The sequence below is a fragment of the Streptomyces lunaelactis genome (assembly GCF_003054555.1).
In the GTDB taxonomy this organism is placed as follows: Bacteria; Actinomycetota; Actinomycetes; order Streptomycetales; family Streptomycetaceae; genus Streptomyces; species Streptomyces lunaelactis.
This window is the reverse complement of record NZ_CP026304.1, coordinates 4673187-4690179: the sequence shown is the minus strand read 5'-3', so window position 1 is coordinate 4690179 and position 16993 is coordinate 4673187. Positions and strand designations below refer to the sequence as shown.

Genomic DNA, 16993 nt, shown 5'->3' with positions numbered 1-16993 from the left:
GGCTACTGTCATCAGCAACGGGAGGACACCATGACCAACCGCACCGTTCACCTCGGCGTCTACAACACCTTCGCCGACTGGGAAACCGGCCACACCACCGCCCACCTCGCCCAGAACGGCTTCACCGTGAAGACCGTCGGCCCCACCACCGCCCCCGTCACCACCATGGGCGGCGTCCGGATTCAGCCCGACCTCGCCCTCGGCGACCTCGACCCCCAGGACAGCGCCCTCCTCATCCTCACCGGCGCCCACCTCTGGGACACCGGTGACGACCTCGCACCCTTCGCCGCCAAGGCGCGCGAGTTCCTCGACGCCGGCGTACCCGTCGCCGCCATCTGCGGGGCCACCGCCGGGCTCGCCCGCGAAGGGCTCCTCGACGACCGCGCCCACACCAGCGCCGTCTCCTTCTACCTCGGCGCCACCGGCTACAAGGGCGGCGAGCACTACCGCGAGGCCGACGCCGTCACCGACGGCGACCTGATCACCGCCGGTCCCACCGAGCCGGTCGCCTTCGCCCGCGAGGTCTTCGACAGGCTCGGTGTGTACGAGGGCGAGAAGCTGGACGCCTGGTACCGCCTGTTCCACGACTCCGACGCCTCCGCCTTCGAAATCCTCGAGTCGTGAGCCGCGAGGAGCAGGACCTGCTCAGCCGCACAGCTCTCGGCGTCTTCCGGCTGAACGGCCAATTCCTCGCCGTCTCCGAGGAGTTGGCCAAGCCCGCCGGGCTGACCGCGGCCTGGTGGCAGGTCCTCGGAGCCGTACTGCGCCATCCGCTGCCCGTCGCCGGGATCGCCCGCGACATGGGCATCACCCGCCAGAGCGTGCAGCGGATCGCCGATCTGCTCGTCGAGCGGGGCCTCGCGGCGTACGAGCCCAACCCCGCCCACCGCCGCGCCAAACTCCTCCGCCCCACCGACGAGGGCCGGGCGGCGATCGCAAAGATCAACCCTGGTCACGCCGAGCTCGCGGCCCGCCTCGCCGCGATCGTGGGCAAGGACCAGTTCGCCGAGACGGCACGCATCCTCGAGCAGCTCTCCAGGGCCCTCGACGGCCTCAGGCCAGCCCCGGACGACAGCCTCAGGCCCGCCCCGGAAGGAACTCCGCACTCCTGACGTAGTCCATCGCCTCCGTGCACACCGGATCGCCGATCGGCCGGATAGGGCCAAGGTCAGTTCTGGCCTACAAGGCCCAACTGATCGCGCACTATCCTCGGTCCGTCACAACGCAAGCGGTACGGGGGAAGGGCACACGGCGATGGAGCCTCTGGCACCAGAAGATCCACGGCACATCGGCGAGTACCGGCTGCTGGCCCGCCTCGGCGCGGGCGGCATGGGCCAGGTCTATCTCGCCCGCAACGACCGCGGCCGTACCGTCGCCGTCAAGCTCGTACGGAACGAACTCGCCGAACAGGAGGAGTTCCGCAGCCGCTTCCGCCAGGAAGTCCGCTCCGCCCTGCGCGTCGGCGGCGAATGGACCGCGCCCGTCCTCGACGCCGACACCGAGGCCCCCGTCCCCTGGGTCGCCACCGGCTATGTCGCGGGACCCTCGCTCCACAGCGTCGTCTCCGGCGACGGCCCGCTCCCCGCGCGCTCCGTCCGCATCCTCGCCTCCGGCCTCGCGCACGCCCTGCGGAACATCCACGCGGCCGACCTCATCCACCGCGACCTCAAGCCCTCCAACATCCTGATCACGATCGACGGCCCCCGCGTCATCGACTTCGGCATCGCGCGCGCCCTGGAAACGGTCACCGACGGCGGCCTCACCCGCACCGGCGCGCTCGTCGGCTCGCCCGGCTTCATGGCACCCGAGCAGGTACGCGGCGACCGGGTCACCGCCGCCTGCGACATCTTCTGCCTCGGCTCGGTCCTCGCGTACGCGGCGACGGGCCGGCTCACGTTCGGCTCGGCCGACAGCGGTGTGCACGCGCAGATGTTCCGCATCGCGCAGGAGGAGCCGGACCTGGAGGGCCTCCCGGAGGGCCTGCTCGATCTCGTGCGCGACTGTCTGCACAAGGACCCCCAGGCCCGTCCTTCGCTTGAGCAGATCCTGGAGCGTACGACGTCCGACGCGGACGGCGAGCCGTGGCTGCCGGGCACGCTGATAGCTCAACTCGGCCGCCATGCGGTGCAGCTGCTGGAGGTGGAGCAGCCGCCGGAGCGGCCTCCGGTGCAGGCGCAACCGCAGACGCAGCCACAGCCACAGCCACAGCCGCCGACGATGACCGCCCAGGCGCCGAAGCCGTACGCCCCGCCGCCCACGCCACCACCGACCCGCCCCGGCGTACCAGCACGCCTACCCGTCCTTCCAGCAGCCGATGCCGGCCCCGTACTACCCGGCGCCCGAGCCCACGCCCCACAGGAAGGGCGGCACGGTCGCGTTGATCGCGGTTGCCCTGGTCGTCGCGGTCGGCGCGGGCGGCTCGGTGTACGCCTTCATGGGCAACGACGGCCACAAGAAGCCCGGGGCCGACCCGAAGCCGACGACCACCGAATCGGCGCCGCCGACCCCCGGCACCCCTACGGGCACGGACACCCCCTCCACGACGCCGTCGACCACCCCCGCCGACGGCGGAGTCCCGACGGAGTACGTCGGCACCTGGCGCGCCTCCTTCGACACCGCCGGCGGCGCGAACACCCGCGTCATGACGATCACCCAGGGCGGGACGGGCACCCAGGTCATGACCCTGACCGGAATCGGCCCGAACTACGACTGCGCCTGGTCGGCCACCCTCCGCGCCTCGGGCCCACCACTCGAACTCGGCCCCACGCAGGTCACCTCGGGCGACCCGACGCAGTGCGCGCCGGGCCAGTGGAGCCGCCTGGACATGCCGGACGGCACCACGATCGTCCGGGAGTTGGTCGGCTCGGGCGGTGCTCCGCTCACGTACACGAAGCAGAGCTGAGCTGGGCTGGGCTGGGCTGGGCTGGGCTGGGGGGTCAGCCCCAGCTCGCCAGGGAGAAGCTCCGGAACTCCCTGCGCTCCTGGGCCGACAGGATCCAGCGCGCGCCCAACAGTCCGGCCAGGCTCGCGCCGATGACCACCAGCCCCGGACCGAGACTCCCGAAGTCGAAGTCCACGATCCCGGTGACCCTCCTCAAACCGTCCGCCGACCCCGAAGACCCCGGTGACCCCGGCGGAACGGCTCCGGCGGCCGCCGACGGGGCGGTGTCGGCCGGGCCACCCGCGCCGTTGGCCCCGGAAGCCGGAGCCCCGGCCGCCAGGCGCACCCCCAGGGCCTCCATCGCCTTGGTCGCAGGCTGGAAGAACGTCACGCCCCCGGTCGTGCAGTCCCCGCTGCCGCCCGAGGTCACTCCGAGCGCCAGCCCCTCCGAGAACAACGGCCCCCCGCTGTCCCCGGACTCGGCGCAGACCGTGGTCTCGATCAGGCCCGTGACGGTGCCCTCGGGGTAGTTCACCGTCGCGTTCACCGCGGTCACCTTCCCGGAGCGGAACCCCGAGGTGCTGCCGCTGCGGAAGACCCGCTGACCGACGGCAGGATCGGCCGCGCCGATGATCTGCACCTGGCGGCCGTCGCCGATGTCCACGACGTTGGTTCGGTCGACGGAGTCGCCGGTCTCGTACCGCACGAGGGAGAAGTCATTGCCCGGGAAGCTGCCGGCCGTCGTGGTACCGACCAGTTCGGCGCCCTGGCGGTCCCGGAACCAGCTGGTGCCGACGGGGCCGCAGTGCCCGGCCGTCAGGATGAAGGTGTTCCGGCCGTCGGTCACGTTGAAGCCCGCGGAGCAGCGGCCGGTGGGGGAGAAGATCGGGACGGCGCCGTTCACCCTGGTGGTGAAGGTCCCCGTGGTCCGTTCCATGTGGACGGACTCGCCGATGTCCTCGGCGACGTCGGACATGCGCGACCAGTCGGCGGTGGAGACGGTGCTGTCGGCGTGCACCATGACCCGGTTGGACGCGTAGTCCACCGCCCAGGCGGTACCGGCCACCCGAGGGGCCTCACCCAAGGTCGCGGCGGCGTCGCGGAGCCGGCGCATGCTGTAGCGCACGACTTCGGCGCGTGCCCCCGCGTCCCGTACCTCGGCCGCCGCATCCTCGTCGGTCACCGCGACGACCGGTCGCCCGTCGGCCCCCGTCCAGCTGCCCGCGGTACGGGAGGCCCCGAGTCTCGTGACGAGGCCCGCGACCGGATCGGCGGCCTGGGACATGCCGTTCGCGTACGTCCCCGGGGCCGACGGTTCGCTCGCCATGGCGCTCGACACCATCAGCCCGCCGCAGACCAGTCCGCCGACTGCCGCCAGCCGCACGATCCGCTGAATGTTCCGTCGTCGGTGCCTCATTCCTCTCCATACGTGAGGCACCGCCGACCCGTTCAACTCAAGAGCGCGCAGGCGGCGTTACGGAGGAGGAGCGGGTGTACGAACCGGTCCGCGGCGACCGGCGGAAAGCGCCAGGACAGGGGCCAGGTGCGGCCCCGGAGCGCGGGGACGGGGATGTAACTCACGTGCGCCGGACCCGAGTTGAGCCGGATGACGCCGCGCGGCCAGGGGCGGTGGGCGGTGCTGCCGGGCGGCACGAGGAAGTAGACCGACCGTCGCCCGTACGCCTCTATGACGACGGGGCCGGGATCGCCACCGGTCATCCGCTCCAGGAGATCGGCAAGGCGGCGGCCGTCTTCGTCGTCGACGCGGACGGCGTCGAATTGCACGCCTGCCTTACGGAGCTGGAATCCGGAAGCCGGAATCCAATCGAGGTTTACTTCGCGACTTTGCGTATCCACAAGGACAGTCTGGGTGACCTTGGCTAGCGTTTTCCATGACTGCGAGGAGGGGGTCGGGCATAGGTTGACCTGCCCGAACTCCCTTTAGGGCGAGTCGAATTCGGCGGGTACTGGTTGTGACCGGTTGAGTCCGGTTGAGTCGGAGCGGTGATCGCAAAATGGCACGTGCGGAGAACAAGGAAACGGCGGGTCCGGCGACGCGTCTGGTGGCGAATGTCGCGCGCAATATGCGCGTCCAGAAAGGATGGACACAAGAACAGCTGGGGTCCGAGATCGGCTTCACGGGAGCGGCGGTGAGCGCGATGGAGACGTGCGCGCAGCCCGCGAGCGACCAGATGCTGGTGGAGCTGGAGAGGGTGCTTGGGGGCGGGACGGGGATCTTCGAGGAGGCGAGGACGCACGTACGGCTGGACAAGTACCCGGCGCAGTTCAAGAACTACGCGTTACTTGAGCAGAAGGCGGTGGGGTTGTCGCTGTACGCGACGCTCGTCGTGCACGGGCTGTTCCAGACGGAGGAGTACGCGCGGGCGCTGATCGGCGGGGGGGACCCGCCGCTGCCGGAGGAGCGGGTGGAGGAGCTGGTCGAGGCCAGGATGTCCCGCCGGGTGCTCTTCAACCGGGAGCCAGTCGCCCTGATCGAACTAATCCTGGAGGAGTCCGTACTGCGCCGGACGATCGGGAGCGAGGAGGTCATGCGCGCCCAACTGCTGTACCTCGTCGAGTGCGGGCGGCGGCGCAACGTCACGCTCCAGGCGCTGCCCCTGGACTGCGGACTCATGGGCGAACACGCGGGCGCGTATGGCGAGATGAACCTGGTGGAGACTCCGGAGCACGACCACCTGGTCTACCTGGAGCCCCAAGAGGAAGCCCTGTTGATCAAGGACCCCGCAAAGGTGAGTACATACGCCCAGCGATATGCGAAGATCCGGGCACAGGCCCTGGGTCCTCGTGAATCGCTGGGCCTCATCGAGCGGTTGGCAGGAGACCAGCAATGAGCGACACCCTGCGATGGTTCAAGTCGAGCTACAGCAACCCCAGCGGCGGCGACTGCGTCGAGGTCGCCTTCGACTGGCGCAAGTCCTCGCACAGCAGCTCCAGCGGCGGCGAGTGCGTCGAGGTCGCCACCTGCCCCCAGGCCATCCACGTCCGCGACTCCAAGAACCCCGACGGCCCCCAGCTCGCCGTCACCCCGGCCGCCTGGTCGACCTTCGTCACGTACGCACTCCACCGACCCGGCCTCGCATAGTCACCCAAGGGCCGCCCTCTGGTTCTTGATGGTCGCGGCTCCGGACCGGGCGTCAAGGGCGCTCCTGCGTCGCGTCGCTGCGCGATGGGCTCCGCCCACCCCTGACCCCCGCCCTGCGCCGCTGAAAGGGACCTTGGGAGGGCGGCCGGGGAAGGGTCGGCGCAAGGGGTGGTCGGGCGCGATTCGCCGTCGGCGACTGCGGCCGGGTTCGCCCTGCGGGGCTGCGCAGCAGTGGAATGGGGTGGTGGCGACCCGGCTCAGCGACCGCCCGCCGGAGGGCAGTTGGCGTTCAGACCCTCGCTACCGTGGGCGGGTGGCGCCCCTCCGGTACCGGACGAGGCCGGTCGGCGGGGCATCAGGACAGCCGGCGGGGCCACCGGGACCCCGCCAGAACAGATCCCGTACACGGATTCCGGTGGAGCCGGAATCCGTGTACAGGATCAGGTCCAGGGCCACCACACCCGCCCCAACACCCCACCCGTCACATCCCCACCGGCCCGACAGCCGCCGACAGCCCCTTCGCCGGGACCGGAGGGCTCCACCCGCCCACCGAAGCGAGGGTCTGAACGCCAACTGCTCCCCGACGGACGGCCGCTAAGCCAGCCCGCGTCACCCCACTCCACTACCGCGCAGCCCCGCAGGGCGAACCGCGCCGCAGACGGCCACGGCGCCGCACCGCGCGCGAGCAGCGGACCGCCCCGCTCCCCGGCCGCCCTCCCAAGGCCCCTTCAGCGGCGCAGGGACGGGAGTCAAGGGTGAAGCGCAGCGCAATCGGCGCAGCCGACGCGACGCAGGAGCGCCCTTGACACCCGGCCCGAAGTCGCAACCATCAAGACCCAGAGGGCGGCCCCACCAGAACCCCGACAAGACCGGCCCGCCCAGGAACCCAGGACGCCGCCCAACCGGCCCGGCCACGAACCGGGCCCCGCGACCCGTACTACTCGACGATCCTGATCGTCCGGATGCCTGTGCCCCGGTACCGCGAAGGCGCCCGGGTCAGCACCGGACGGCCGCGAGGCCACTCGACGGACGGCCGCGCCAGGTGCAGCGCGTGCGCGCCGCTCCAGTCGTTCTCCGCCTTCTCGGGGTCGCCCGTGTCCGCGTCGGCGCGCAGTTGCTTGCCGACCGCCATGGCCCCGGCGAAGTCCAGCGCCGCGATGTCCACGGACGGCAGCGCTCCGATGTGCTCGGCGACGCCCGCGCGTTCGGCCTCTGCGGCAGTCAGGCACAGAGCCGGGATGTAGACGCGCTGCGCGGGGTTCTTCTCGGCCTCGGTGACGAGGCGCGAGGCCATGCTGTTGCCCGCGCCGAGTGCGAGGGCGGCGGTGTCGTCGAAGACGACGGCGCTGGGCAGCGGGTACTTGTCCGGCTTCACTGGACCTCCCCGATGCGCCCGGCCTCCAGGTCGGCCCAGAGCTGCTCGCCGGCCTTCTCGTCCTCTTCCGTGTACGGCCTGCCGAGGAAGTGCTCCTCGACGTACGACTTGGTCTCCTCGTACCGCTTCTGGAGCTCTTCCTCGGTGGGCGTGGCGCCCGCGAGCTGCGCGACCAGATCGCGCATGGTCATCCCGCGCTCGCGAGCGAGCTCCAGCAGACGGTCCCGGACGGCGGGGTCGACCTTGATCGTGGTGTCAGCCATGGTCACAGTATACCGGCGGTATACCGTGTCCGGGCGTTCGAGTGTGATGGTCACGGAGCTCCGTTCCTGCAAGGGATCCGCCCCGATGAGGGCATGTGCCAACGGACTATGCCAGCACTGGAGTTGGGCCGGGCGCTCCATCGAGACCCCATTCACCCGTCAGAGTGACGCCCTGAACGACCGGCGAACATCCGGCGTCCGAACCGGTAAACCGCACCCCCGCCACCCGCCCCCTCCATACCGTGGCTCCCCGCCGAGGAGTGCGAGGAGAAGACCCCGTGGAGTGGCTCAGCGCCGAGAACGTCGTTGCCGTGCTCACCGCCGTGCTCGGCATCCTGGCTTCCGCCGCCGTGCTCTATTACGAGCGCCGCGTGCCCCGCCGCAAGCGCATCGGGTACCGCGTCCAGTTGGACACCCCGATCGGGAGCGACGTCCGCGCCGGGCGGCCCAACTTCCGGCTCGGGCTGTTCAATGAGGCCCCGGAGATGTCCGACGCCACGCTCGTACTGCTGCGCATCGAGAACGACGGCTCGCAGAGCATCGCGGGCGACGACTACACCGGGCGTGAAATCCACGGCCTGACCGCCGAGTTCGTCGGCCGGACCGTGCGGGCCATCGCCGTCACCCAGCCGCCCGGCGCCGAGCATCTGATGGACCACTTCACGCCCGCGGCGGGCATGCGGCACAGCGGCAGCACGATCCACATCCCCCGCGTCCCGCTCAATCGCGGCCATCACTTCAAGCTGCTGGTGCTGCTCACCGGCGGCCCCATCGGCTGCGAGGTCAAGGTCACCGGCGGCATCCGGGACGGCGATGTGATGCCCAACCGCAGTACGACGCCCGACGACAAGGCCCCGCTGTTCAGCCGGGCGGCCCGCTGGATCACCGTGCTGCTGACCGCCTGTGTGGTCACGCTCGCCGCGATCATCGTCGTACGGGACGACACCCGGCCGCCGATCGGCTGCGCCAAGGGCACGCTGACACTGACCGGTTCGACCGCTTTCGCCCCCGTGGTGAAGGAGCTGGCGAAGAAGTACGAGAAGGACTGCGACGGCTCCACCGTCATCGTCGACGCCCATGGCAGCACCGCCGGGATAAGAGCGCTCGCGGAGGCCGGCGCACAGGCCAAGAACGGCTCCCCCGCGCTGATCGCCCTCGCCGACGGGCCCAAGCCCGGCGGCTATCCGCAGCTGCGCGAGAACCGCGTCGCCGTCTCCGTCTTCGCACTCGTCGTCAACGACAAGGTGCCGGTGCGGAATCTGTCGACGGAGGACGTACGCAGGCTTTACCGCGGGGAGATCAACAACTGGAAGCAGCTGGGCGGGCCCGAGATGCCCGTACTGCTGGTGAGCAGGGACGCCAACTCGGGTACCCGCGAGGTGTTCCAGCGCCGGGTGCTGCTGCGGAACGAGCCCGCGAACTCCTCGCGCGACTGCGAGAGCAAGGACGACGGCGAGGCCAAGGTCGTACGGTGCGAACTGGACAGCACGGAGCAGGTGCTGAACACCGTGGCCCGGCTGCCGGGAGCGATCGGCTACAGCGAACTGCGCGCCGGGAGCGGGCTCAAGGGCCTGCACCGGCTGGACATCGACGGGGAGCCGCCGTCCGTGGACGACATCGGCGAGAGCGGGTACCCGTACCGGGAGATCGAGTACGCGTACACCTACGGCCAGCCGCCCGCCGACTCACTCGCCTCGAGCTTCCTCGGCTATATGAGCCGGGGCAACGGACAGGACATCATCACCACGCACGGCCATCTGCCCTGTGCGACGCCGAAGGGACTGCGGATCTGCGGCGAGGGCTGAGCCCGGGCCCCGAGGTCAGCCCCCCTCGGCAGGCACCACCCGGGTCACCTTGCCCTTGGGGTCGGCCTCGAGGAAGCCGCTCTCGTAGTCGTCGGACAGGTAGACGGCGAGGTTCGTCGGCGTGTCGAACGTTTCGCTGGCCGCGTTGACCAGCAGGTAGCGTGAGGTCGGATTCTTCACGTTCAGGTCCTTCTCGGCCCTGGTCAGCAGAGCAGGGACGACGTCCCAGTCGAAGTCGTCCAGGCTGAACGGGAGATCGCCGCCGGAGAGCGTGCTGCTGATGATGCCCTTGGTCGCCCCCTCGCCGACGCGGTAGGTCCAGCTGTCGTAACGCTTGTCGCTCCCCTTGACCATGACGGACACGGAGATGTGCTCCGGGTAGACGGTGAAGTCACCCGCCCTGTTGGTGCCTGTCTTCGCCTTGATCTCCTTGATCGCCATCCGGATGCCGGCGGGCGTGAGCAGGTCGACCTTCTCCGTCTTCTCCGGCTCCTTCTCCTCCGGCGAGGCGGAGGATGCCGAGGTCGGTGTCGGGGTCCGCGAGCTGGTGGTCGAGGAGTCACCCAGTGGGTTCGAGCCCGTGTCATCGCCCTGCCCGCCGCCGTCCGGCAGCAGGGACCACACCAGGACGCCGGCCAGCACGGTCCCGACGACGGACGACGCGATCGCGATCCGGCGCTTCGCACGGGCGCCCGTCCGGGGCGGTGTCTGCCGTGTAGGGCCCACCGGGTAGGGGGTCGGCGGCCCCATGGGGCCCCGCACGGCATCATGCGGAGTCGCGGGTCCGAAGCCCATCGGCGGCCCGAACCCGTGCGGTGCGGGCGGCGGGGTCGCCGGTCCCGGCGGGGGCGTCAGCCGGTACGACGTGGTCCCGCCGGTCCCGCTCGGAGTGCTTGCCTCACCCTGAGCCGCCTCCGCGAGCATCCGGTCGAGGGTCTCCGGGTCCGGCCGCGCGGCCGGATCCTTGACGAGAACGGCGGCCAGTACCCCGGTCAGCGCACCCGCCCGGCGAGGAGGCGGAAGCTCCTCCTTGAGCACGGCGGCCAAGGTCGCCAGAGTCGACCCCCTGCGCAGCGGATGGTTCCCCTCGACGGCGACGTACAGCATCATCGCCAGTGACCACAGGTCCGAGCCCGGGCCGCCGTCGTCGCCGGAGATACGCTCGGGCGCCATGTAGTCGGGCGTTCCGATGATCGACCCGGTCATGGTCAGCGAGGTCGACTCCCGGATCGCCGCGATGCCGAAGTCGGTGAGGACGGGGCGCCCGTCGGGCCGCATCAGGACATTGGCGGGCTTCACGTCACGGTGCTGGATGCCGACGTCGTGCGCGGCCCGCAGTGCGGCCAGCACGTCGCGCCCCATCCTGGCCGCCTCGACCGGCGTCATCGGCCCCTTGGCCAGCCGGTCCTGGAGCGATCCGCCGGTCACCAGCTCCATGACGAGCCACGGGTAGGTGTGCTCGGCGCCGTCCACCACGTGGTAAATGGTCACCACATGGGGATGGTTGACCCGGGCGAGCGCCCGCGCCTCCCGCAGCACTCTCTCCCGCAGCATCGCCGCGGCCTCGGGGTCGGCTTCGGCGAGCCCGGGATCGGGCGGCCGCACCTCCTTGAGGGCCACGGCCCGGTCCAGCGCCAGATCACGCGCTCGCCACACCATGCCCATACCGCCGCCACCGAGCCGCGCCTCCAGCTCGAAGCGCCCGTCGATGACCCGTCTGCCGGATTCCCCGTCGCTCATGGGCGGGAGCCTACGAGGTGCCGGTGACACGACCCTGCGCAGGTGCCTCCATCGTTGCCCGGCCGACGCACTCGACGCCGGCGTGCGTGGGTCGCACCGAGGAACCCGCCGAAGGCGCAGGGACGTTCATCACCAAGCTGACCTGGCGCAACGCGGAAGCGACAGGGGCGCCCCGCACCATGCGGGGCGCCCCTGTCCGTAAGCCGTACTAGAGGAACGAGTTGATCTCGATCGTCTCCGTGCGGCCCGGGCCCACACCGATCGCCGAGATCGGCGCGCCCGACATCTCCTCCAGCGCCTTCACATAGTCCTGCGCGTTCTTCGGCAGGTCCTCGAAGGTCTTCGCCTTGGTGATGTCCTCGGACCAGCCCGGCAGCATCTCGTAGACGGGCTTCGCGTGGTGGAAGTCGGTCTGGCTGTACGGGAGTTCCTCGACGCGCTTGCCGTCGATCTCGTACGCCACACAGACGGGGATCTGCTCCCAGCCGGTGAGGACGTCCAGCTTGGTGAGGAAGAAGTCGGTCAGACCGTTGACCCGGGTCGCGTACCGCGCGATGACCGCGTCGAACCAGCCGCAGCGGCGGTCGCGGCCGGTGGTCACGCCCCGCTCGGCGCCGATGCGGCGCAGCGCCTCGCCGTCCTCGTCGAAGAGCTCCGTCGGGAACGGTCCCGCACCCACGCGGGTCGTGTACGCCTTGAGGATGCCGATGACCCGGCTGATCTTCGTCGGGCCCACACCCGCACCCGTGCAGGCGCCGCCCGCGGTCGGGTTGCTCGATGTCACGAACGGATAGGTGCCGTGGTCGACGTCCAGCAGCGTGCCCTGGCCGCCCTCGAAGAGGACGACCTTGCCCTCGTCGATGGCGTTGTTCAGGATCAGCGTGGTGTCGGCGACGAACGGCTTGATCTGCTCCGCGTACTGGAGCATCTCCTCGACGATCTTGCCGGCCTCGATCGCGCGCCGGTTGTAGACCTTGGCGAGCAGCTGGTTCTTGGACTCCAGCGCCGCCTCGACCTTCTGCTGCAGGATCGACTCGTCGTAGAGGTCCTGGACGCGGATGCCGGTGCGGTTGATCTTGTCGGCGTAGGTCGGGCCGATGCCGCGGCCGGTCGTGCCGATCTTCCGCTTCCCGAGGAACCGTTCCGTCACCTTGTCGACAGTGACGTTGTACGGAGTGATCAGGTGGGCGTTACCGCTGATCAGGAGCTTGGACGTGTCGACGCCGCGGTCGTTGAGCCCGCTCAGCTCGGAGAGCAGAACCGCCGGGTCCACGACGACGCCGTTACCAATGACCGGGGTACACCCCGGCGAGAGGATCCCGGAAGGGAGGAGATGCAGCGCGTACTTCTGGTCGCCTACGACAACCGTGTGGCCGGCGTTGTTGCCGCCCTGGTAACGGACTACATAATCCACGGATCCACCGAGCAGGTCGGTGGCCTTTCCCTTGCCCTCGTCACCCCACTGAGCACCGAGCAGCACAAGTGCGGGCACAGGCGTACACCCCTTCCGGGCGGGGCATGTCCAAGGTCAGGGGGCCTGAGCCGTGCCTGAGTCTTCGGACCGGATGCCCCGGAATAGACCAAGCCCCTGGCGCAATAGCGCAAGGGGCTCTTGCACAAAGATGCTACCCGAGGAAGGACCGAGGTGTCGGCTCACGACCAGCTACTGGTGGTCATCGACCCGGTCGCCCGCCGAAGTGACGGCGAGTCCGTGCGGATCGCGAAAGATGTGCTGTGTGGCGGTTCGGAGGCGAGGATCTGCCTTCCTGAGGGTCCGGAGGAATTCGCGCGGGCACTGGCCCGCAGGGGGTCGCGACGGCCCGTGGTGGTGGGTGACGACCGGGCGCTGCTGCGGGCGGTGGCCCTGCTGCACCGCGACCGCTGGCTGGGCGACGGGGCGCTGTCGCTCGTTCCGGTGGGGACATCCGTGGAACTCGCGCACTCGCTGGGCGTGCCGCGCGGGGCGGTGGCGGCGGCTCGGGCGGTGCTGGACGGGTCCGTACGGCGGCTCGATCTGCTGGAGGACGAGAGCGACGGCGTGGTGCTGGGGGATCTGTCGATCCCGGCGGGAGCGGCGCGTGCGGCGCGGCCGGGGCGGGGCGGGGCTCCGCGGCGAACGGGGTGTCGGTGTGGGACACCTGCCGCTCGCTGGTCCGCACCCTGGTCCGCCCGCCGCCGGCGCAGCCGCTGCGCACGCACCGGCTGCGGGTCGAGGTGGACGGGGAGCTGCTGACGGATCTGGACCGGCTGGTGGAGGGCGTGACGGTGCGCGCGGGTGACGGCCGGGCGGAGGTGACGGTCCACCACGCGGACCACGCCGAGCCGGTCACGGCCCGGGCCCTGACGGTGACGGTGTCGGGCGCGGACTTCCGCTACCGGGCGGACGCGCTGGTCACGGGGCCGGTGCGGACACGGACGTGGACGCTGCGGGCGGGGGCGGGGGGGCTGACGCTGCCGTCCCCGACCAGCCCGTCCGGCGACTGAGGACGGCCCGCACCGGGGGTGCGCAGCGGGAAGGGGTGGGGTGGGGAACAGTCACACCTCGACCCGGAGTTCCTTGAGCCCACGGATGACGTAGCCCGGCTTCCACTCCGGCTCCGCCGCGAGGCGCAGGGCCGGGGCCCGGTCCAGCAACGCCTCCAGGGACGCGGCCAGCTCGATACGCGCGAGCGGGGCGCCGATGCAGTAGTGGATGCCCGCGCTGAACGAGATGTGCGGATTGTCCTTGCGGGAAAGGTCCAGGGTGTCCGGGTGGGCGAAGACGTCCGCGTCGCGGTTGGCGGAGCCGAAGAGCAGGGCGACCTCCGAGCCGCGTGGGATCGTCGTGCCGTCGATCTCGATGTCGTCCAGGACCCAGCGCTCGAAGAGCTGGAGCGGGGTGTCGTACCGCATCAGCTCCTCCACAGCTGTGGACAGCAGCGAGCGGTCGGCGCGCAGGGCCGCCAGCTGCTCGGGGTGACGGAAGAGCGTCCACCAGCCGTTGACGGTGGCGTTCACCGTCGCCTCGTGGCCCGCGTTCAGAAGCAGGACGCAGGTGGAGATCATCTCCTGTTCGGAGAGCCGGTCGCCCTCGTCGAGCGCGGCGATGAGGCCCGAGATCAGGTCATCGCCCGGCTCCTTGCGGCGAGCGGCGATCAACTCCCGTAGACAGGAGGAGAATTCGACCGAGGCGCGGACCGCCTTCTGCGCCGTCTCCTCGGACGGGCTCAGCTCGTACATCCCGCAGATGTCGGCCGACCACGGCCGCAGCTGCCCCCGATCGCCCTCCGAGATGCCCAGCATCTCCGCGATGACGGCGACCGGCAGCGGCTCGGCGACCGCCGTGAGGAGATCGCCGCCGCCGTCCGCGACCAGCGCGCCCACCAGCTCGGACGCCAGACCATGGACGTACGGACGCAGCCGCTCGACCGTGCGCGGGGTGAACGCCTTCGAGACCAGCCGCCGGATGCGGGTGTGGTCCGGGGGCTCCAGATCCAGCATCCCGTTGTCGTTGAGGGTGTGGAACGGCTCGTGCTCGGCGCGCGGCGGGGTCCGCCCGAACTCCTCGTGCGTGAAGCGGTGCTGGTAGGTACGGCCGAGCCGCCGGTCGCGGAGGAGGGCGGAGACGTCGGCGTGGCGGGGGATGAGCCACTGGCGGGTGGGCTCGAAGTAGTGGACCCGCCCCCGGGCGCGGAGCTCGGCGTACGCGGGGTAGGGGTCGGCGACGAAAGCGGGTGACCAGGGGTCGAACGTCTCTGCCATGACCCGACGCTACCGGAGCCCCACATGGGGCCTCACCCCCGCGCCCCAAGCACCCGCACCCCTACCCCGGCGTCACCAGCCTCGCCTCGTACGCGAAGACCGCCGCCTGCGTCCGGTCCCGCAGCCCCAGCTTCACCAGCACCCGGCTCACATGCGTCTTGATCGTCGACTCCGCCACCACCAGGCGCGAGGCGATCTCCGCGTTGGACAGGCCCTGGGCGATCAGGACCAGGACCTCCGTCTCGCGCTCCGTCAGCTCCCCCACCTGGGCGAGAGCCGGCGGCCGCGGGGTCTGGGAGAGCTTCGAGAACTCCGTGATCAGGCGGCGCGTCACCGTCGGCGCCAGCAGCGCCTCGCCCGCCGCCACCACCCGTACGCCGTCCGCCAGTTGGCGGGCTGACGCGTCCTTCAGCAGGAAGCCCGACGCGCCCGCCCGCAGCGCCTGGTACACGTACTCGTCCAGGTCGAACGTCGTCAGCACCAGCACCTTGGACTCGCTGTGCGCGGCGACGATCTCGCGGGTCGCCTCGATGCCGTTCAGCTCCGGCATACGGATGTCCATCAGCACCACGTCGGGCGCCAGTTCGGCGACCTTCGTGACCGCCTCCCGGCCGTTCACCGCCTCGCCGATGACCTCGATGTCCGGCATCGCGTTCAGCAGGACCGAGAAGCCCTCGCGGACCATCATCTGGTCGTCGACAATGAGGACGCGGATCGTCATGAGGTCTCCTCGGAGGCGGTCGCGGGCTCGGCCGCGGCGACAGGAATGAAGGCGGTCACCTCGTACCCGCCCTCCTCCGTCGGCTCCGCGGTTATCTCGCCGTTCAGCATGGTCACACGCTCCCGCATGCCCGTGATGCCGTGCCCCGCGCCCGGTGACGGCTTGACCAGACCCCGCGGCGGCGTGTTCACGATCCGCAGCCCGAGCCCGCCGAGCACGTACGAGATCTCGACCTTCGCCGACGCGCCCGGCGCATGGCGCAGTGCGTTGCTGAGCGCCTCCTGGACGATCCGGTACGCGGAGAGCTCGACGCCCTGCGGCAGCGGCCGGACCGCGCCGGTGATCGTCTTCTCCGCCTCCAGGCCCGCGTCGCGCACATTGTCGAGCAGGCTGTCGAGGTCGCCGAGCACCGGCTGCGGAGCGTCCGGGGCCTGGTAGTCCTCCGCCCGGACGACGCCGAGGATGCGGCGCAGCTCCGTCAGCGCGGCCACCGCGTTCTCCCGGATCGTGACGAACGCCCGCTCCAGCTCCGGCGGCGGGTTCTCGACCCGGTACGGCGCGGCCTCCGCCTGGATCGCCACCACCGACATGTGGTGGGCCACCACGTCGTGGAGTTCACGGGCGATGGTGGTGCGCTCCTCCAGCAGCGTGCGCTTGTCGCGCTCGACGGCCGTGACGGTCTGCTGGGCCGCGACCTCCTCCTTGGCCTCGCGGCGCACCTGCCTCACGGTCACCACCAGCAGCAGCAGCGCGGCGACGAAGAGCATCTCCGGAGTGTTGGACATGTAGCCCCCGGAGAGCACGACCCCGGCGAACAGGCCGTACGCGGCGGTGAGCACCCACATCCAGGCCGCGGTGCGCGGCCGGGTGCGCAGCGCCACCAGGGTCATCACCGCCAGATGCGACAGAAATCCGCTGGGCGTCCACGGCCAGTCGCCGGCGTAGTCGGCGACGACGCCGAAGGGCGTCGACGCCAGCGAGAGCCACCACGCGCCGACCGGCCTGAGCAGCGTCATCACCACGGCGGCCGCCGGGATGAGCCCGGTGGCGACGAACGCCGGTCCCAAGCCCTCGCCGCCGTACGCCAGGAGCAGCGTGAACAGCGCCAGGGCGACGACAGCGGCGTGCGGCGTCCAGGCCGCGTAGTCGCGTATCCGGCCCGGCAGCCGCCGGGTGAGCGGCCCGTCCGTACGCCTCCGCGGCAGCGGCCGGTAGGCGAAGGCGTCGTGGAACAGGTCCTCGCGGAGGCCGCTCAAGGCGCCCGCGGCCAGGCGGTACTCGGGGGTGCGGTTCATCTCGGTCACGTACAGAACGGTAAGCGGAAGGACAGACGCAGTCGTCAGCATCGCTATGGATCCTGCCGC

General features: G+C 70.8%; 14 protein-coding genes and 2 pseudogenes. 7 read left to right on the top strand and 9 right to left on the bottom strand.

Annotated elements, in window-relative coordinates; genetic code table 11:
* Positions 1-30 precede the first annotated feature (30 nt).
* From SLUN_RS21640 to SLUN_RS21630, 3 genes and pseudogenes are all read left to right on the top strand, one after another.
* A complete protein-coding gene (locus SLUN_RS21640; protein WP_108150760.1) occupies positions 31-624 on the top strand; it encodes a type 1 glutamine amidotransferase family protein in 594 nt (197 codons plus the stop codon).
* Complete coding sequence (locus SLUN_RS21635; RefSeq protein ID WP_108150758.1) at positions 621-1112, top strand: MarR family winged helix-turn-helix transcriptional regulator; 492 nt, start codon at positions 621-623, stop codon at positions 1110-1112. The genes SLUN_RS21640 and SLUN_RS21635 overlap by 4 nt, the downstream gene beginning before the upstream one ends.
* Before the next feature lie 142 nt (positions 1113-1254).
* A pseudogene (locus tag SLUN_RS21630) lies at positions 1255-2902 on the top strand (serine/threonine-protein kinase).
* A gap of 34 nt (positions 2903-2936) precedes the next feature.
* Here SLUN_RS21630 and SLUN_RS21625 read toward each other — a convergent pair.
* Together SLUN_RS21625 and SLUN_RS21620 are read right to left on the bottom strand one after the other, a co-directional pair.
* Positions 2937-4298, bottom strand: a complete 1362-nt coding sequence (locus SLUN_RS21625; RefSeq protein ID WP_108150757.1) for a S1 family peptidase — start codon at positions 4296-4298, stop codon at positions 2937-2939.
* Positions 4299-4330: 32 nt separating this feature from the next.
* Entirely contained in the window at positions 4331-4738 is a 408-nt protein-coding gene (locus tag SLUN_RS21620) for a hypothetical protein (RefSeq protein ID WP_108150755.1), read from the bottom strand.
* A 158-nt stretch (positions 4739-4896) separates the two neighbouring features.
* Here SLUN_RS21620 and SLUN_RS21615 point away from each other — a divergent pair, with 158 nt between their 5' ends.
* Together SLUN_RS21615 and SLUN_RS21610 are read left to right on the top strand one after the other, a co-directional pair.
* Entirely contained in the window at positions 4897-5733 is an 837-nt protein-coding gene (locus SLUN_RS21615; RefSeq protein WP_108150753.1) for a helix-turn-helix domain-containing protein, read from the top strand.
* The gene (locus tag SLUN_RS21610) at positions 5730-5984 is read left to right on the top strand and encodes a DUF397 domain-containing protein (protein ID WP_108150752.1); all 255 of its coding nucleotides are present in this window, start codon (positions 5730-5732) and stop codon (positions 5982-5984) included. Before SLUN_RS21615 ends, SLUN_RS21610 begins: the two co-directional genes overlap by 4 nt.
* 937 nt (positions 5985-6921) lie before the next feature.
* Here SLUN_RS21610 and SLUN_RS21605 read toward each other — a convergent pair.
* Positions 6922-7359: a PIN domain-containing protein gene (locus SLUN_RS21605; RefSeq protein ID WP_108150750.1), complete on the bottom strand. Its 438-nt coding sequence runs from the start codon at positions 7357-7359 to the stop codon at positions 6922-6924.
* Entirely contained in the window at positions 7356-7622 is a 267-nt protein-coding gene (locus SLUN_RS21600; protein ID WP_175335338.1) for a hypothetical protein, read from the bottom strand. The genes SLUN_RS21605 and SLUN_RS21600 overlap by 4 nt, the downstream gene beginning before the upstream one ends.
* Positions 7623-7900: 278 nt before the next feature.
* Here SLUN_RS21600 and SLUN_RS21595 point away from each other — a divergent pair, with 278 nt between their 5' ends.
* Positions 7901-9427, top strand: a complete 1527-nt coding sequence (locus SLUN_RS21595) for a substrate-binding domain-containing protein (RefSeq protein WP_108150745.1) — start codon at positions 7901-7903, stop codon at positions 9425-9427.
* A 15-nt stretch (positions 9428-9442) separates the two neighbouring features.
* Here SLUN_RS21595 and SLUN_RS21590 read toward each other — a convergent pair whose 3' ends face one another.
* Positions 9443-11167 carry a serine/threonine-protein kinase gene (locus tag SLUN_RS21590; protein WP_108150743.1) on the bottom strand — a complete coding sequence of 575 codons (1725 nt, stop codon included), beginning with the start codon at positions 11165-11167 and terminating at the stop codon, positions 9443-9445.
* 208 nt (positions 11168-11375) lie between these two features.
* Positions 11376-12659, bottom strand: coding sequence for an adenylosuccinate synthase (locus tag SLUN_RS21585; RefSeq protein ID WP_108150742.1), 1284 nt, complete (start codon positions 12657-12659; stop codon positions 11376-11378).
* A gap of 120 nt (positions 12660-12779) precedes the next feature.
* On the opposite strand from SLUN_RS21585, the pseudogene SLUN_RS21580 reads away from it, so the two are divergent.
* Positions 12780-13651: pseudogene (locus SLUN_RS21580) on the top strand (diacylglycerol kinase family protein).
* 51 nt (positions 13652-13702) lie between these two features.
* Here the strand turns inward: SLUN_RS21580 and SLUN_RS21575 are convergent.
* From SLUN_RS21575 to SLUN_RS21565, 3 genes are all read right to left on the bottom strand, one after another.
* Positions 13703-14908 (bottom strand): cytochrome P450, encoded by a 1206-nt coding sequence (locus SLUN_RS21575; RefSeq protein WP_108150740.1) that lies wholly within the window; start codon positions 14906-14908, stop codon positions 13703-13705.
* A 61-nt stretch (positions 14909-14969) separates the two neighbouring features.
* Positions 14970-15629, bottom strand: coding sequence for a response regulator (locus tag SLUN_RS21570; protein WP_108150739.1), 660 nt, complete (start codon positions 15627-15629; stop codon positions 14970-14972).
* Complete coding sequence (locus SLUN_RS21565; protein WP_108150737.1) at positions 15626-16975, bottom strand: sensor histidine kinase; 1350 nt, start codon at positions 16973-16975, stop codon at positions 15626-15628. Before SLUN_RS21565 ends, SLUN_RS21570 begins: the two co-directional genes overlap by 4 nt.
* Between the last annotated feature and the right edge of the window lie 18 nt (positions 16976-16993).

Bases quoted from the DNA above. Each gene is read 5' to 3' on its own strand.
- SLUN_RS21640 (WP_108150760.1), top strand. From the start codon at position 31: ATGACCAACCGCACCGTTCACCTCGGCGTCTACAACACCTTCGCCGAC.
- SLUN_RS21625 (WP_108150757.1), bottom strand. From the start codon at position 4,298: ATGAGGCACCGACGACGGAACATTCAGCGGATCGTGCGGCTGGCGGCA.
- SLUN_RS21615 (WP_108150753.1), top strand. From the start codon at position 4,897: ATGGCACGTGCGGAGAACAAGGAAACGGCGGGTCCGGCGACGCGTCTG.
- SLUN_RS21610 (WP_108150752.1), top strand. From the start codon at position 5,730: ATGAGCGACACCCTGCGATGGTTCAAGTCGAGCTACAGCAACCCCAGC.
- SLUN_RS21600 (WP_175335338.1), bottom strand. From the start codon at position 7,622: ATGGCTGACACCACGATCAAGGTCGACCCCGCCGTCCGGGACCGTCTG.
- SLUN_RS21590 (WP_108150743.1), bottom strand. From the start codon at position 11,167: ATGAGCGACGGGGAATCCGGCAGACGGGTCATCGACGGGCGCTTCGAG.
- SLUN_RS21575 (WP_108150740.1), bottom strand. From the start codon at position 14,908: ATGGCAGAGACGTTCGACCCCTGGTCACCCGCTTTCGTCGCCGACCCC.
- SLUN_RS21570 (WP_108150739.1), bottom strand. From the start codon at position 15,629: ATGACGATCCGCGTCCTCATTGTCGACGACCAGATGATGGTCCGCGAG.
- SLUN_RS21565 (WP_108150737.1), bottom strand. From the start codon at position 16,975: ATGCTGACGACTGCGTCTGTCCTTCCGCTTACCGTTCTGTACGTGACC.